The 14,898-nt window shown below is 71.0% G+C and carries 14 protein-coding genes; 9 read left to right on the top strand and 5 right to left on the bottom strand.

Annotation, left to right across the window (positions count from 1 at the left end):
* Positions 1-11 precede the first annotated feature (11 nt).
* Together BJY18_RS15180 and BJY18_RS36895 are read left to right on the top strand one after the other, a co-directional pair.
* Entirely contained in the window at positions 12-2,402 is a 2,391-nt protein-coding gene (locus BJY18_RS15180) for a GH92 family glycosyl hydrolase (protein ID WP_184780597.1), read from the top strand.
* A 300-nt stretch (positions 2,403-2,702) separates the two neighbouring features.
* Positions 2,703-3,071 (top strand): DUF3817 domain-containing protein, encoded by a 369-nt coding sequence (locus BJY18_RS36895; RefSeq protein WP_184780596.1) that lies wholly within the window; start codon positions 2,703-2,705, stop codon positions 3,069-3,071.
* 74 nt (positions 3,072-3,145) lie between these two features.
* Here BJY18_RS36895 and BJY18_RS15170 read toward each other — a convergent pair whose 3' ends face one another.
* On the bottom strand, positions 3,146-3,646 hold the full coding sequence (locus BJY18_RS15170) for a MarR family winged helix-turn-helix transcriptional regulator (protein ID WP_184780595.1): 501 nt from the start codon (positions 3,644-3,646) through the stop codon (positions 3,146-3,148).
* Positions 3,647-3,725: 79 nt separating this feature from the next.
* On the opposite strand from BJY18_RS15170, the gene BJY18_RS15165 reads away from it, so the two are divergent.
* A complete protein-coding gene (locus BJY18_RS15165; RefSeq protein ID WP_184780594.1) occupies positions 3,726-4,034 on the top strand; it encodes a thiamine-binding protein in 309 nt (102 codons plus the stop codon).
* 41 nt (positions 4,035-4,075) lie between these two features.
* Here BJY18_RS15165 and BJY18_RS15160 read toward each other — a convergent pair whose 3' ends face one another.
* Positions 4,076-4,483, bottom strand: coding sequence for a hypothetical protein (locus tag BJY18_RS15160; RefSeq protein WP_184780593.1), 408 nt, complete (start codon positions 4,481-4,483; stop codon positions 4,076-4,078).
* A 127-nt stretch (positions 4,484-4,610) separates the two neighbouring features.
* Between BJY18_RS15160 and BJY18_RS15155 the strand changes: the two genes are divergently transcribed.
* Entirely contained in the window at positions 4,611-5,582 is a 972-nt protein-coding gene (locus tag BJY18_RS15155) for a tetratricopeptide repeat protein (RefSeq protein ID WP_184780592.1), read from the top strand.
* A 72-nt stretch (positions 5,583-5,654) separates the two neighbouring features.
* Here BJY18_RS15155 and BJY18_RS15150 read toward each other — a convergent pair whose 3' ends face one another.
* Positions 5,655-7,103, bottom strand: a complete 1,449-nt coding sequence (locus BJY18_RS15150) for a neutral zinc metallopeptidase (protein ID WP_221457745.1) — start codon at positions 7,101-7,103, stop codon at positions 5,655-5,657.
* 123 nt (positions 7,104-7,226) lie between these two features.
* Between BJY18_RS15150 and glgP the strand changes: the two genes are divergently transcribed.
* Positions 7,227-9,770, top strand: coding sequence for an alpha-glucan family phosphorylase (glgP, locus tag BJY18_RS15145; RefSeq protein ID WP_184780590.1), 2,544 nt, complete (start codon positions 7,227-7,229; stop codon positions 9,768-9,770).
* Between the two features lie 32 nt (positions 9,771-9,802).
* Here glgP and BJY18_RS15140 read toward each other — a convergent pair whose 3' ends face one another.
* Both BJY18_RS15140 and BJY18_RS15135 read right to left on the bottom strand, forming a co-directional pair.
* Positions 9,803-10,198: a rhodanese-like domain-containing protein gene (locus tag BJY18_RS15140; protein ID WP_184780589.1), complete on the bottom strand. Its 396-nt coding sequence runs from the start codon at positions 10,196-10,198 to the stop codon at positions 9,803-9,805.
* A complete protein-coding gene (locus tag BJY18_RS15135) occupies positions 10,198-10,740 on the bottom strand; it encodes a cysteine dioxygenase (RefSeq protein WP_184780588.1) in 543 nt (180 codons plus the stop codon). Before BJY18_RS15135 ends, BJY18_RS15140 begins: the two co-directional genes overlap by 1 nt.
* A gap of 302 nt (positions 10,741-11,042) precedes the next feature.
* Between BJY18_RS15135 and BJY18_RS15130 the strand changes: the two genes are divergently transcribed.
* From BJY18_RS15130 to BJY18_RS15115, 4 genes are all read left to right on the top strand, one after another.
* Positions 11,043-11,855, top strand: a complete 813-nt coding sequence (locus tag BJY18_RS15130; protein WP_184780587.1) for an ABC transporter ATP-binding protein — start codon at positions 11,043-11,045, stop codon at positions 11,853-11,855.
* A 65-nt stretch (positions 11,856-11,920) separates the two neighbouring features.
* Positions 11,921-12,700 (top strand): enoyl-CoA hydratase/isomerase family protein, encoded by a 780-nt coding sequence (locus tag BJY18_RS15125; RefSeq protein WP_184780586.1) that lies wholly within the window; start codon positions 11,921-11,923, stop codon positions 12,698-12,700.
* On the top strand, positions 12,697-13,662 hold the full coding sequence (locus BJY18_RS15120) for a class I SAM-dependent methyltransferase (protein ID WP_184780585.1): 966 nt from the start codon (positions 12,697-12,699) through the stop codon (positions 13,660-13,662). Before BJY18_RS15125 ends, BJY18_RS15120 begins: the two co-directional genes overlap by 4 nt.
* Before the next feature lies 1 nt (position 13,663).
* On the top strand, positions 13,664-14,884 hold the full coding sequence (locus BJY18_RS15115) for a class I SAM-dependent methyltransferase (RefSeq protein WP_184780584.1): 1,221 nt from the start codon (positions 13,664-13,666) through the stop codon (positions 14,882-14,884).
* The last annotated feature ends 14 nt before the right edge of the window (positions 14,885-14,898 follow it).

Here is a 14,898-nt window from a genome sequence, read left to right as displayed (position 1 = left end):
GGAGAAGCTCGATGAGAAGCAGATCCCTGGCGGGCGCGGTCGCGCTCGCCGTCGCCGCGGCCGGGCTGACCCCGGTGGCCGCACAGGCCCGTCCTGCCGATCCGCTGGACTCGGTGAACACGTTCATCGGCACGCAGGACGAGGGCAACACCTTCCCCGGCGCCTCGGCACCGTTCGGCATGACCCAGGTCAGCCCGATCACCACGCACTACGCGGGCTACCTCTACACCGACACCGCGATCCGCGGCTTCGGCCACTTCTTCCTCTCCGGGGCAGGCTGCTGGGAGCAGGGCGGGCTCGTCTCGACCCTGCCGACCACCGGCGAGGTCGGCCCGGGCGCGGCGTTCGACACGACCAAGCCCGCGACGTTCGACCAGGCCGCCTACGCCGCGCCCTACACCCACGACGGCGAGGTCGGAAAACCCGGCTACTACAAGGTGCACCTGACCGGGTATGGCGGGGTCGACGTGGAGACGACCGCCAGTACGCGAGCCGGGGTGGAGCGGTACCGCTTCGACAAATCCGGCCCTGCCAACGTGTTCGTGAACGTCGGCCAAGCCGACGCGAAGGAACCGGTGACCGGCAGCAGCGTCCGGATCGTCGACGACCACACCATCGCCGGCACGGTCGAATCGCAGGCCTTCTGCGGGGGCAAGGCCTACACCACCTACTTCACCACGAAGTTCGACAAGCCGTTCGGCACCTACGGCACCTGGTCGCCTGACGGCGGTACGCCCGGGAGCCGTTCCTCCTCTGGTGGGGCCGGCCTGCGCGGTGCGTGGCTGACCTTCCCGGAGGGTGGCGAAGTCTCTGCCACCACGTCGATTTCCCAAGTGGACGCCCGTGGTGCGGACATCAACCTCGCCGCGTCCGGAAGGCTGCCCTTCGACCTGGTCAAGGCACAGGCCCAGCGCAGCTGGCGACATGAACTGTCCAGTGTGGACATATCGGGTGGCGCACCGGACGACCGGACGGTGTTCTACACCTCGCTCTACCACGCCTTCCTCCAGCCGCTGACCGCCAACGACGCGGACGGCCGGTACTTCGGCTTCGACAAGAAGATCCACCGGGCGATCGGCTGGACCTACTACGACTTCTTCTCGCTCTGGGACACCTACCGTTCGCAGAACCAGTTGCTCGCCCTGCTGAAACCGGACCGCGCGCGGGACATCGCGAAGAGCATCCTCGCCATCCACGACCAGGGCGGCTGGCTGCCGCGGTGGGCGTACGCGAGCCAGGAGACGAACACGATGTCCGGCGATCCGGTCACGCCGTTCCTGGTCGACCTCTGGCGTTTCGGTGCGCTGCGCGGTGATGAGGTGCGCGCTTACCAGGCGCTGCTGCAGAATTCCCGGGAGATCCCGCCGGAGTCCTCACCGTTCCAGGGGCGTTCGGGCAACGCGAGCTACCAGGCCGACGGATATGTGGCCTACGACCCGGACTTCCCGGTGAAGGGGCAGGACAGCGACCCGAGGCACGGCGCGTCCGCGACGCTCGAGTACGCACTGGCGGACTGTTCGCTGTCGGTGATGGCGTCCGCGCTGGGGCACAAGAAGGACGCGAAGGACCTGGCGGCCAAGGGCCGTACGTATTCCACGTTGTGGGACCCGTCGGTGAGCGACCGCGGGTTCAGCGGCTTCTTCCGGCCGAAGGTGGGCGGCGGTGACTGGTTCACCCCGGCCGACGGTCCGTACACGCCGCAGAGCCAGGACGGTTTCCAGGAGGGCACGGCCTGGCAGTACCAGTGGCTGGTGCAGCAGGACGTGCCAGGACTCGTGCAGCGGATGGGCGGCCCGGCCGGGACGGGCAAGCGGCTCGACGACTTCTTCGCCTACGACGACCTGGTCCGGGACCCGGCGGCGACGGTCCGCGACAAGTGGGTGATCGGCCCGTACGACTACGACAACCAGTACCGCTACAACCCCAACAACGAGCCCGATCTGCACGCGCCGTGGATGTACACGCTCGCCGGGCAGCCGTGGAAGACCTCCGCGGTGGTCCGGGCCGCGCACACGCTGTTCACCGACGCTCCGAACGGCGTGACCGGCAACGACGACCTCGGCACCATGTCCGCCTGGTACGTGTTCAGCGCGCTGGGCCTGTACCCGGCGGTGCCGGGCACCGGGAACTTCGTGCTCAACGCGCCGCGGTTCGCCAAGTCCGTGCTGCACCTGCCGGGCGGGCGTGACGTGACCATCAAGGCACCCGGTGCGGACGGTTCGAAGCTCCAGTACGTGTCCGGGCTCACCGTCGGCCACGGGCAGCCTTCGGACCGGACGTACGTGAGCGTGGAGCAATTGCGCCGCGGCACGACTCTCGGTTTCTCGCTGACGAGTGACGCGAAGAAGGCCACGTGGGGAACGTCACCCGCGTCCGTGCCGGCTTCGCCGTGTGCCGGTTAGTGCCCGGCTGAAAGCAGTTGGTGAGGGTTTCCTCCCGGATCGTGGGATCGGGGAGGAAACCCTCTTCCGTTTCGGGCGTTTCCGCGGATTTCCGCCGGTGGTTCAGACCAATCGCCGTCGCCGCCCGTGATGGTGGTCACCAGGCCCCGGTGTTCCGGTGAGCGCGCTCACGTCGCACACTGTTCTCATACGTCCGACAGTGCTGTTGAGGCCAAGCGGTTCCGTCCGCCTTGGACAGTGCGCCGGACGTCTTTTCGTGTGTGCAGGCAGCACGCACCGGGTGACGCACAGGAGGATGTCGTGTCCAGCAAGGCCGCTATCGTGTTCCGCGTGGCCGCAGTCGCCGAGGCCCTGTCCTGGCTCGGTTTGCTGATCGGGATGTTTCTCAAGTACGTCGTCGGCTCCACCGGCGAGGGCGGCGTTCCCGTCCTCGGCATGGTGCACGGCGTCGTCTTCGTCCTGTACGTGATCACCTCCCTGTCCGTGGCGAAGCCGCTCGGCTGGCGCCCGAAGACCCTGGTGCTCGCGCTGCTGGCCAGCATCCCGCCGCTGTTCACCTGGCTGTTCGAGAAGTGGGCGCTGCGCAACGGCCGGCTCGACGGCCCGCAACGGCTCACGCACGGCGGCGTCAGCCTCTTCGAGCGCGTGGCGGAGCCGGTGAACGCCTGACCCCCAGCACAGCTACAGCCGCAGCGGGCCCGCGCGAAGTCCTTTCGCGCGGGCCCGCCTGCATGCTGCCGGGACTATTCGGTGAAGTCGCCCGCGGACTTGCGGACCTTGGTGAGCAGGTCGGTCAGCTGCCCGACCTGCCGTTCGGTGAGGCCGGTGAGACCGAAGTCGATACCGGTCACCGCCGCGGTGGCCGATTCCCGGCGGCTGCGGCCGTCGTCGGTGATCTCCACCAGCGTGGTGCGCCGGTCGGTCGGATGCGGCACGCGCTTGACGAGACCGTCGCGTTCGAGCCGGTCGACTATGTTGGTGACACTGGTGGGGTGCAGCTGCAGCCGTTCACCCATCACCCGCATCGGCAGCCGTGCGTTGCGGGCGAAGGTGAGCAGCACGAGCGCCTCGTAGCGGGCGAAGGTGAGGCCGTGCGGCTTCAGCGCACCGTCGACCGCCGACTGGATGATCTGCTGTACGCGCATCACACCGGTGACCGCGGCCATGGTTCCGGCCGGGCCGATCCGGTCCTCCCAGAGCCCGGCCGCGCGGGCGATCGGGTCGAACGGCAGCGGACGGTTCATGACACGCGAAGCTACCAGCGGGTACCACGCACCGGGTGATCGCCCACCGCGTAATCCCTCCGGCGAAAGGACCTCAACCATGATCGTCGCCTTCAGCGTGACCCCGTCCGGCGCGGACTCCGACGGCGGGGTGAGCGAGGCCGTCGCCCGCGCCGTGCGGGTGGTGCGCGACAGCGGCCTGCCGAACTCGACCGACGCCATGTTCACCAACGTGGAAGGCGACTGGGACGAGGTGATGGACGTGGTGAAGCGGGCCGTCGAAGCCGCGGGGGAGGGCTCCTCGCGGATCGGGCTGGTGCTCAAGGCGGACATCCGCCCCGGGTACGAGGGCCAGCTGACCGTGAAAGTGGACCGGGTCGAGGCGCACCTGCGGGAGGAACGTCCGTGAAGACCCGTCCACGGCCGTAAGCCCTGCCGGTGAGGGGCACGTCACGGAAGCGGCGGCGTGAAGCTCACCGTCCACCGGCCCTTCGCGCTGGTCACGGCCAGCTGGTAGGTGAAGCGGGTGCCGGGTCCGCTGATCCCGGTCACCACCGCGGTGGCCGGGGCCCGCTCGTCCGGAGCGAGCCGCACGGTCAGGTCGCGCACCCGGTCGCCGGCGAGGACCCGGACGTAGTCGCCGGCCAGTTCGGCCGGATCGGCACCGGGCACGTCGAGCAGCCCGGCGAGCGCGTCCGCGTCGCGGCCGGAAAGTGCCGACGCGAGCTGGTCGCGCAGCTCGGGGGCGGACGGGGCGCCCGGGTCGTCCTCGTGCGCGACGAGGACCGTGACGGTCACGATCCACGCCACCGCCGCGCCGACGGCGGCCATCACCGTCACGTCGCGCCGGCTCGGCATCCGGTGCCTCCCGTGGTTGTCCCTGGGGCGTCCCGCGCAGAGCATGCCCCAGCGGGGCCGCCGGGCGCCAACGCGAAACGGCGGGCTCCTGCTGAACCGCACCGGCGCGACGTGCCAGGATGGAGGAGTGACGAACCCACGCGGATCTGCAGCGAACTCGGCGGCCCTGTCCGCCGCCATGTCCCGCGCGGTCGACCTGTCCGCGCTCAAGGCCCGGGCGGAGGCGCCGCCGAACCGTCCCGCGGCCCCGCCGGTGGACGGCGAACCGCCCGCCGGGGGTTCCGCGCCGCCGCCGGGCGCCGTGTTCGAGGTGACCGAGGAGACCTTCCAGGCCGACGTCGTCGAGCGGTCGCTGAACCAGCTCGTGATCGTGGACCTGTGGGCCGAATGGTGCGGCCCCTGCAAACAGTTGAGCCCGGTACTGGAGCGGCTGGCCGAGGAGGCAGGCGGCGCCTGGGTGCTCGCCAAGGTCGACGTGGACGCGAACCCGCGCATCGCGCAGCTGTTCGGCGCGCAGTCGATCCCCACCGTGGTGGCGATCGGCGCGGGCCAGCCGGTCGACGCGTTCTCCGGCGCACTGCCCGAACCGGAGATCCGCAAGTGGCTCGGCGCCCTGCTCGACGCCCTGCGTGACCGGCTGCCCGGCATCCAGGCCGCCGAGGAGGCCCGCGGCCCGGTGGAGGAGCCGGAGGACCCGCGCTTCACCGAGGCGGAGGAAGCCTTCGAGCAGGGTGATTTCGCCGCCGCCCAGGCCGCCTACGAGCGCATCCTGGACGCGGAGCCCGCCAACGAGCTGGCCAAGAGCGCGCTCGCGCAGGTGAAGTTCACCGCACGTGCCGAAGCGGCCGACCCGGATGCCCGGACGAAGGCCGACGCCGACCCGGCGGATCTGGACGCCCAGCTCGCCGCGGCGGACCTGGAGATCGCCGAGCAGGACCCGGAAGCCGCTTTCCGCCGCCTGATCGGCACGGTCCGCCGTACCACGGGCGAGGACCGCAACCGCGTACGCGAGCACCTGGTGGCCCTGTTCGACCTGTTCGACCCGGCCGACGAGCGGGTGGGCAAGGCCCGCCGGGAGCTGGCCAGCGCGCTGTTCTAGCCGGCCGCATCCAGCGCCGACGTACGGCGAAGGCCCTGTCCCCGGCCGAGGACAGGGCCTTCTCCGTACCCGTCAAGCGTATCGCTTCGAGCAGACCGAGGACCCCTCCAGATAGCCGCGGCGCAGGGCCTCGACCCGGTCGAAGCCGCTGTCCGGGCGATCGCCGCGGACGTCGGCCGACACCAGGCCGTCCGGCCGGAGCAGGTCGGCGATCGCTTCGTCCAGGTCTCCCGCGGACAGCCGAAGCCCGGACGTGCCCGGTTCGCCGGGACGGTTGGTGAACGCGGCCCACGCGCCGACCAGGCACGCCGTCCGGAGTCCCGCGTCGGCGTTGTCGATCGAGGCGCCCACGCCCTTCTGGATGCCGACCGCGTAGCGCGAGGCGATTTCCGAGAACGCCGCGAAGTCACCGAGCCCGGTGCCCTCGCGGCCGGCCTGTTCGGCCTCCTGGTCCACCGGCTGCGCCAGCGCCTCCAGCCGGTCGAGGTCGAGCCGCACGGTGTTGTCGTCCGGACAGTAGGAAGCGGGCGGCGTGCTCGGCCCGCCGCCCGGACAGGAGCCACTGCCGGGCGTGAACTGCGGCGCGGCCACTCCCGCGCCCCGGAACGCCTCGTCCAGGCTGCTCTTGAGCAGCTGCAGTGCCTGCTCGTCCAGCCGCGTGTCGCCCTTGCCGGTGTCCTGGCTGTCGAACGGCCGCTCGGTGAGCCGCGCGCGCACGTTCTCCGCGTTCATCCCGGCGCATTCCTTCGGGCCCTTGGCGAAGCCGGACTGGAACGCGAACGTGCGGTCGAAAGCGGTGCCGTGCGCCTGCCGGTCGGTCCCGCTCGTCCCGGCCTGGTCGCGGATGAAGAACATCGCGGCCAGCACCTGGTCGAGGCCCTCGGCGGTGGACACCTGGTAGTACTTGCTGTGGCCCGCGGCGACCCAGCGGAAGTAACCGCCCGCGAAGCAGTCCGCCTGCTGTTCCTTGACCACCGTCGGAGTGGCCTTGGTGATCCCGGCGCGGTCGCCGAGCCGGTACTGGATGGCGTGCCCGAACTCGTGCGCCAGCACTGTCACCACCGACATCGGCCCGAACCGCTGGCGCAGCATCGGCAGCAGCACGCCGCGGTCCCAGGCCACCGAATCGTCACTGGCGCAGTAGAACGCGTTCACCAGCTCCTCGACGCTGCCGCAGCCGGTCTTCTCGGTGTCGCTGCGGGCGTCGTAGGACAACAGCGACGTCACCGGCTTGAACTGCTGCCCGTCGAACTCCTCGGGAAGGGCGCCGGCCCAGTACGCCTGCACGTCGGCGATGGCCGCGGTGGCGAGCTGGTCGTCGGTACCACCGCCGGCGCCCCGCACCCGCAGGTCCGGCTCCGGCGCGTCCGGTTTGAGGCCGCTCTCGAAATGGGTCACCGGCAGCCCGGCCACGTTGCCCGCTCCCGGCCTCACCGGACCGGCGCTCGTTCCGCTGCACGCCGTGGTGCCGAGCAGCCCGGCCACCACGAGCACGGCGAGCGTGCGTCCCCCTCGGCTCATGTTCCCTCGCTCCATTCCCGAATACGGCATCCGGAGACTACCGAGCGTGCACGGCCGGGGTGCGCACAATGCCCGAAGTGGGGCACGAGCGCCGCGGGTCCTGGCCCGATATGGTCGCTGACCATGCGTGCAGTCCGCCGGTTCACCGTTCGCGCCAGCCTGCCCGAGCCGCTCGCCGGCCTCGGCGCGCTCGCCACCAATCTCCGCTGGACGTGGCATCCGCCGACGCGTGACCTGTTCGCCTCGATGGACGCCGAGCTGTTCAACCGGATCCGGGACCCGCTGCGGATGCTCACCGCGTTGCCGGCGGAGCGGCTCGAAGAGCTGGCCGTGGACGAGGATTTCCTGCAGCGCACCCACGAGGCCGCCGCCGGGCTGGAGCGTTACCTCACCGAACCGCGGTGGTACCAGCGGCGCAGCGACGAGGGCCTGCCCGAGGCGGTCGCGTACTTCTCCATGGAGTTCGGGGTGACCGAGGCGCTGCCGAACTACTCCGGCGGACTGGGCGTGCTCGCCGGCGACCACCTCAAGGCCGCCTCCGATCTGGGCGTGCCGATGGTCGGCGTCGGCCTGCTCTACCGGTCCGGCTACTTCCGCCAGGGCCTGTCCCTGGACGGCTGGCAGGTCGAGCACTATCCGGTGATCGACCCGAACGCCTTCCCACTGGAGCTGGTGACCGACCGGGGCCGCCCGGTGCTCGTGGAGGTCGCCATGCCGGGCGGGCGCGACCTGTCCGCGCAGATCTGGCGGGCCCGGGTCGGCCGGATCCCGTTGCTGTTGCTGGACACCGACATCGAGGCCAACGCCGAGGACCTGCGCCCGGTGACCGACCGGCTCTACGGCGGCGACGCCGACCACCGCATCCGGCAGGAGATCCTGGCCGGGATCGGCGGGTTCCGGGCGGTGCGGAAGTTCTGCGAGCTGACCGGGCATCCGCAGCCGAAGGTGTTCCACACCAACGAGGGGCACGCCGGGTTCCTCGGACTGGAGCGCGCGCGGGAGATCGTGCAGGCCGACGGGCTGGGTTTCGACGAGGCCCTGCCCGCGGTGCGCGCGGGCACGGTCTTCACCACGCACACGCCGGTGAGCGCGGGCATCGACCGGTTCCCGGTGGATCTCGTGCAGCGCTACTTCGCCGACGGCAGGCTTGTGCCGGATGTGGACGTGCGCCGCGTGCTCCAGCTCGGCGCGGAGGACAACCCCGGCCTGTTCAACATGGCGCACATGGGTTTGCGGCTGGCCCAGCGCGCCAACGGCGTCTCCGAACTGCACGGCCGGGTCACCCGCCGGATGTTCTCCCGGCTGTGGCCCGGATTCGACGACGACGAGGTGCCGATCTCGTCCATCACCAACGGCGTGCACGGGCCCACCTGGGTCGCGCGGGAGCTGAGCGCGCTGCTGGGCGGCAACCATGACGAGTTCGGCCACGAGGGCCGCGCGCCGGGCAGTTCGCTGCGGGACGGCGTCAGCGACGAGCAGCTGTGGGCGTTGCGCCGGGAACTGCGTGAGAAGCTCGTGGCCGAGGTCCGCCGCCGGGTGCGGGCCGCCTGGATGCAGCGCGGCGCCTCGGCGCTGGAACTCGGCTGGACCGACCGGGTCTTCGACCCCGACGTGCTCACCGTCGGATTCGCGCGCCGGGTTCCGACGTACAAGCGCCTGACGCTGATGCTGCGTGACCCGGAGCGGCTGCGCGCGCTGCTGCTGGACGACCGGCGGCCGATCCAGATCGTCGTCGGCGGCAAATCGCATCCGGCGGACGAGAATGGCAAGCAGCTCATCCAGCAGATCGTGCGGTTCGTCGACGATCCGGCGGTGCGCCACCGCATCGTGTTCCTGCCCGACTACGACATGTCCATGGCCCGCTACCTCTACCGGGGCTGCGACGTGTGGCTGAACAACCCGGTGCGGCCGCTGGAGGCGTGCGGCACGTCGGGGATGAAGTCGGCGCTCAACGGCGGGCTCAACCTGTCCATCCGGGACGGCTGGTGGGACGAGTGCTACGACGGTTCCAACGGCTGGGCCATCCCGAACGCGGACGGCATCACCGATCCGCTGCGCCGGGACGATCTGGAGGCCGCGGCGCTGTACGACCTGCTCGGCCAGCAGATCGCGCCGCTGTTCTACGACTCCGGGGAAGCCGGCGTGCCCACCGGATGGCTGTCCATGGTGTGGCACACGCTGGAAACGCTCGGCCCGCGCGTGCAGGCGTCCCGGATGGTGCGCGAGTACGTGGATTCGGGCTACCTGCCCGCCTCGCGGATGGTCGCCGAGGCCACCGGGGACGCCTACCGCGGCGCGCTGTCGCTGGCGGACTACCGGACCAAGCTCGAGGTCGCGTGGCCGCGCGTGCGCGTCTTCGACGCCGAACTCCGGTACGACCACACCGAACGTTTCGTGGTGGGCACCGAGGTGACCGTGCGCGCCCGGATCGACCTCGCCGGGCTGGATCCGTCCGAGGTGGATATCCAGGCCGTGGTCGGCCAGGTCGGCGACGGCGACGAGCTCACCGACACGGTCCTGGTCCCGATGCGGGACGACGGGATCGGCGCGTTCGCGGCGACGCTGCGGCTGCCGCGTGCCGGTTCGATCGGCTACACCGTGCGCGTGCTGCCGAAGCATCCGCTGCTGGCCAGCCCCGCCGAGCTCGCCCGCGTGGTGCACGCCTGAGCAGCGGTGCGCCCGGGTCCTCCCCGTGGGGGCTATGGAACGGCGGGAGTCCCGCCCGGCCGCACCGGCAGCCCCGCCGCCGCCCAGGCCCGGAAGCCGCCGGCCAGGTCGGTGGCTCCCGGCAGGCCGAGCCGCTGCAGATCGGCGGCCGCGAGGCTGGACGAGTAGCCCTCGTTGCACACCACGACGGCCACCGTGTCCTTGCTCACTCCCGGCAGCCGCCATTCGCTGTCCGGCGCGAGCCGCCATTCCAGGTGGATCCGCTCGACCACGACGGCGCCGGGGATCTCGCCCTCGGCCAGCCGGTTCGCGTACGGGCGGATGTCGACGATCAGCGCCCCCTCGGCCTGCAGCGCGGCGGTCCGCGCCGGGGACGCCCGGTCCAGCGTGGACCGGGCGTCGGCGAGGAGTGCGTCGATCGCGGTCATCAGTGGATTATCGCGGGCAGCGCCGGGATCTCGTTCGGCAGGTCGGCCAGCGTCCGGTACTCGCGGGTGGGCACGAGCGGCGGCGAGTACGCGTGCACGCTGGCGGCAGGCTGGTCGCCGATGCCGGTGACCTGGTGTGCCCGTCCGGCGCCGAATCCGATGCCCTGCCCGGCCACGTGCGTGCGGCGGCGCACCGGACCGCCCGGGTAGCGGTACTCCTCGCCGAGTTCGCCCTGCAGCACGGTGAACGAGCCGGCCGCGCCGCCGTGGTCGTGCGGTTTGGTGTGTTGGCCGGGCAGCCAGGACAGCAGCCAGAGCTCGACGCCGTCGGTCAGGGCCAGCCGTGCCCACCAGCGCCGGTCCTCGTCGAAGCGCAGGATGTCGCGCAGGCCGGAGGTCAGTTCGGTGGTCACGGTGCGGGTCAGGTCGGCCAGCTCCCGCGGCGTCCACAGCAGCCGTGCCGGATGCACCAGCTCGGACAGCAGCGGATCGGTCACCCGGGGGTGGATTTCGACGGACGTGGGCGTGATCGAAGTGGTCATGAGTGCTCCTGGTTCTCCGGGTACGGCTGGACACGGCAGCGCGCGGCACGCGGCACGCGGAGAAGATCAGCGTGCGTACCGCGCCCGCGTACACCCGCAGGAGGCGACGAGGAGCAGGTCGATCGCACGACGGCGCCAGAACGAACCCCGGCTGACGGGGCGGGCGGCGGACGTGGACTCGATCACGTTCCGCATGCTGCCACAGCGACGCCGTCCACGCCCGGATGTCCCATGCGCTGGACCGCCGCCACCGCACAAAGCCCGGGTGCACGCGTGCGCGCGAGAGCGGCCACAATGGGCTCGTGAGCGAGCCGACCCTGCCCAGTGACCCTGACGATCTGGTGGTGCGGATGGCCGGTGTCGGCGTCCGCCGTACCGGCAACGACCTCCTCGCGGACCTCGACTGGTCGGTCGAGCTGGACGAACGCTGGGTGGTGCTCGGGCCCAACGGCGCGGGCAAGACCACGCTGCTGCGGCTGGCCGCGGCCGAACTGCACCCCACCTCCGGCGAGGTCGACCTGCTCGGCGACCGGATCGGCCGGGTGAACATCTTCGACCTGCGCCCGCGCATCGGCTTCACCTCCGCGGCGATCGCCCAGCGCGTGCCGGGCGACGAGCAGGTCGCCGACGTGGTGGTGAGCGCCGGCTACGCGGTACTGGGCCGCTGGCGCGAGCGTTACGACCGGCTCGACCTGGACCGGGCGGCCGAGCTGCTGGGCACCCTCGGCATCGCGCACCTGGCCGAGCGCACCTTCGGCACGCTCAGCGAGGGGGAGCGCAAACGGGTGCTGATCGCCCGGTCGCTGATGACCGATCCGGAGCTGCTGCTGCTCGACGAGCCTGCGGCCGGTCTCGACCTCGGCGGACGGGAGGACCTGGTGGCCCGGCTGTCCACGCTCGCGATGGATCCGGACGCGCCGGCCACCGTGCTGGTCACCCACCACGTCGAGGAGATCCCGCCCGGCTTCACCCACGCGCTGCTGCTGCGCGAGGGCCGTGCGGTGGTGTCCGGCCTGGTGGACGACGTGATCACGAGCGAGAACCTGTCCAAGACCTTCGACCAGGACCTGGTGCTGCAGCGTTCGGGCGAGCGGTTCTTCGCCCGGCGCAGGTAGATTCGGCTGTACTGGCGGGTAACGTGCCGGCCGTCCGCCGGTGTCGTCGATGAGGAGGAAGCAGCGTGGGAGAGTTCGCACACCTGGAGGTCGAGGGCGGGATCGGCACGATCCGGCTGGACCGGCCGCCGGTCAACGCGCTGAACAACCAGGTACAGGCCGAGCTCGCCGAGGCCGCCCGCGAGGCGTCCGACCGTGACGACGTGCGCGCGGTCATCCTCTACGGCGGGGAGAAGACGTTCGCCGGCGGCGCCGACATCAAGGAGATGGCCGCCCGCAGCTACCCGGAGATCGCGAAGTTCGGCGCCGAGCTGACCGCCTCGCTGGCGCGGATCGCGAGCATCCCGAAGCCGGTCGTCGCCGCGATCACCGGCTACGCCCTCGGCGGCGGCCTGGAGCTGGCGCTCACCGCGGACTACCGCGTGGCCGGCGACAACGTGAAGGTCGGCCAGCCGGAGATCCAGCTCGGCATCATCCCCGGTGCCGGTGGCACGCAGCGGCTGTCGCGGCTGATCGGCCCGAGCAAGGCCAAGGACCTCATCTTCACCGGCCGGTTCGTGAAGGCCGAAGAGGCGCTGAAGCTGGGCATCGTGGACGAGGTCGTGGCGCCGGACGACGTGTACGCGGCCGCGCACAAGTGGGCCGCGCAGTTCGCGAACGGTCCGGCGATCGCGTTGCGTGCCGCGAAGACCGCCATCGATTCGGGCCTCGACGTGGACCTCGCCACCGGGCTGAAGATCGAGACCCAGCTGTTCACCGCCCTGTGGGCCACCGAAGACCAGCGCAACGGCATGCAGTCGTTCATCGACAACGGCCCCGGCAAGGCCACCTTCGAAGGGAAGTGACCGCCGTGTCCGATCCGGCGCCGCACCCGCACGCCACCGCCGACGAGGTCAAGGCCGCCTACGACGACCCGAAGCTGGCCAACGTCCTCTACCACGACTGGGAAGCCGGCACCTACGACCAGAAGTGGTCGATCTCCTACGACGAGCGCTGCATCTCCTACGCCACCGACGTGTTCACCGCGGTGGCCGGGGAGGACGGCCAGCCCTACTCACACGCGATGGAACTGGGCAGCGGCACCGGGTTCTTCCTGCTCAACCTGATGCAGGGCGGCGTCGCCAAGAAGGGCTCGGTCACCGACCTGTCACCGGGCATGGTCCAGGTCGCGTTGCGCAATGCCGAGGGGCTCGGCCTCGACGTCGACGGCCGGGTCGCCGATGCGGAGCGGATCCCGTACGACGACAACACTTTCGACCTCGTGGTCGGGCACGCGGTGCTGCACCACATCCCGGACGTGCGGCAGGCGTTCGGCGAGGTGCTGCGGGTGCTCAAGCCCGGCGGCCGGTTCGTGTTCGCCGGTGAGCCCACGAAGGTCGGCGACCGCTATGCCCGCAGGCTCGGCCAGCTCACCTGGTACCTGACCACGAACATCACCAAGCTGCCCGTGCTCAGCGGCTGGCGGCGCCCGCAGTCCGAACTGGACGAATCCTCGCGGGCGGCGGCGCTGGAGGCGGTGGTCGACATCCACACCTTCGATCCCTCGGAGCTGGAGGCCATGGCCCGCGGTGCCGGGGCGCAGGACGTGCACGCGGTCACCGAGGAGTTCTCCGCCGCGCTGGCCGGATGGCCGATCCGCACGTTCGAAGCCGCTGTACCGCAGGAAAAGCTGACTGTGCGCTGGCGGCTGTTCGCCTACCGGCTGTGGCTGCGGCTGTCCGCCGTGGACAAGAAGGTGCTGTCGAAGATGCTGCCGCGAGAGCTGTTCTACAACGTGATGATCACCGGCACCAAACGGCCCTCCTGAGTTGGCCTACGGTTTCACTCTCGACGACGTCGCCTTCCTGCGCTCCGCCGCGGGAAAGGCGGCGCTCGCCGCGTGCGCCGAGCTTCCGCTGACTGATTCTTCGCGGATCGCGGACGTGACGGCGATGCGCCGTGCGGTAGGGGATCGTGCCGCGGCGGTGCTGGAAACCGTCGCTTTGCGGCGGAAATCAGCTTCGAAGATCGCGGACGCGGAGGAGTGGCTGTTCACCGGCGACGCGCTCCAGCAGGCGAGCGCCACGCCGGTCGCCCGGCATCGCGCGGCGAGGCTGGCCGGCCTGGCGGTGCACGACGTCACCTGCTCGGTCGGAGCCGACCTGGTCGAGCTGTCGCGGGTCGCCCGGGTGGCGCTGGGGTCCGATGTGGACCCGGTCCGGCTGGAAATGGCGCGCCACAACGCTTCCGTAGCCTCGGTTTCCCCGGGAGTCGTGCAAGCGGATGCGTTGCGTCCGGTGTCGCGGGACGCCGCGGTCGTCGCCGACCCGGCCCGGCGCGACTCCGCGGGCCGCCGGGTGTGGCGGCCGTCGGATTTCCTGCCACCGCTGGACGAACTGGTCGAGGCATATCCCGGACGTGTCCTGTCGGTGAAGTGTGCGCCGGGAATGGATTTCTCCATCGCGCCGTGGGCCGACGAAGTCGAGCTGGTCTCGCTCGACGGCCAGGTCCGTGAAGCCTGCCTGTGGCGTGGCTTGTCTTCCGAAGTCACCCGGCGTGCCACAGTGCTGCGTTCGGACGGTACACATTGGACTCTTACGGATGCGGAGCCGGACGACCTCCCGGTGCGTTCGCCGGGGCAGTGGCTGGTGGACCCGGACGGCGCGGTGGTCCGGGCCGGTCTCGTCCGGCATTACGCCGCGCGGCACGGGTTGTGGCAGCTGGATGAGCGGATCGCCTACCTGACCGGGGACACGCCGCCGCCCGGCCGGGCCTTCCGGGTGCTGGAACAGTTGCCGTACCGGGAGAAGACGCTGGCCGCCGCGCTGCGGAAGCTCGACGTCGGCCGGCTCGAAATCCTGGTACGCGGTCTCGACGTGGACCCGGATGCGTTGCGTCGCAGACTGAAACCGCGCGGCTGCGGAGAGTCCACTGTGGTGCTGACGCGGATCGGCCGGGCACCGGTCGCGTTCGTGTGCCGGGCGGAACGGATCCCTTCGGGGGGTTTACCGGCGAACGCGCCCGGCGTAGGTTCTGCGGGTTCGCCGTAAACCAGCCAGAGGGG

The sequence above is a fragment of the Amycolatopsis jiangsuensis genome, assembly GCF_014204865.1.
Lineage (GTDB): Bacteria > Actinomycetota > Actinomycetes > Mycobacteriales > Pseudonocardiaceae > Amycolatopsis > Amycolatopsis jiangsuensis.
The sequence above is the reverse complement of the archived record's forward strand: the minus strand, read 5'-3'. Positions and strand labels throughout refer to the sequence as shown.

What these genes read in the sequence shown, in the direction of transcription:
- BJY18_RS15170 (WP_184780595.1), bottom strand. Translation starts at nt 3,646, where the DNA reads ATGAACCGTCCGCTGCCGTTCGACCCGATCGCCCGCGCGGCCGGGCTC.
- BJY18_RS15135 (WP_184780588.1), bottom strand. Translation starts at nt 10,740, where the DNA reads ATGACCACTTCGATCACGCCCACGTCCGTCGAAATCCACCCCCGGGTG.
- BJY18_RS15180 (WP_184780597.1), top strand. Translation starts at nt 12, where the DNA reads ATGAGAAGCAGATCCCTGGCGGGCGCGGTCGCGCTCGCCGTCGCCGCG.
- BJY18_RS15150 (WP_221457745.1), bottom strand. Translation starts at nt 7,103, where the DNA reads ATGAGCCGAGGGGGACGCACGCTCGCCGTGCTCGTGGTGGCCGGGCTG.
- glgP (WP_184780590.1), top strand. Translation starts at nt 7,227, where the DNA reads ATGCGTGCAGTCCGCCGGTTCACCGTTCGCGCCAGCCTGCCCGAGCCG.
- BJY18_RS15160 (WP_184780593.1), bottom strand. Translation starts at nt 4,483, where the DNA reads ATGCCGAGCCGGCGCGACGTGACGGTGATGGCCGCCGTCGGCGCGGCG.
- BJY18_RS15165 (WP_184780594.1), top strand. Translation starts at nt 3,726, where the DNA reads ATGATCGTCGCCTTCAGCGTGACCCCGTCCGGCGCGGACTCCGACGGC.
- BJY18_RS15140 (WP_184780589.1), bottom strand. Translation starts at nt 10,198, where the DNA reads ATGACCGCGATCGACGCACTCCTCGCCGACGCCCGGTCCACGCTGGAC.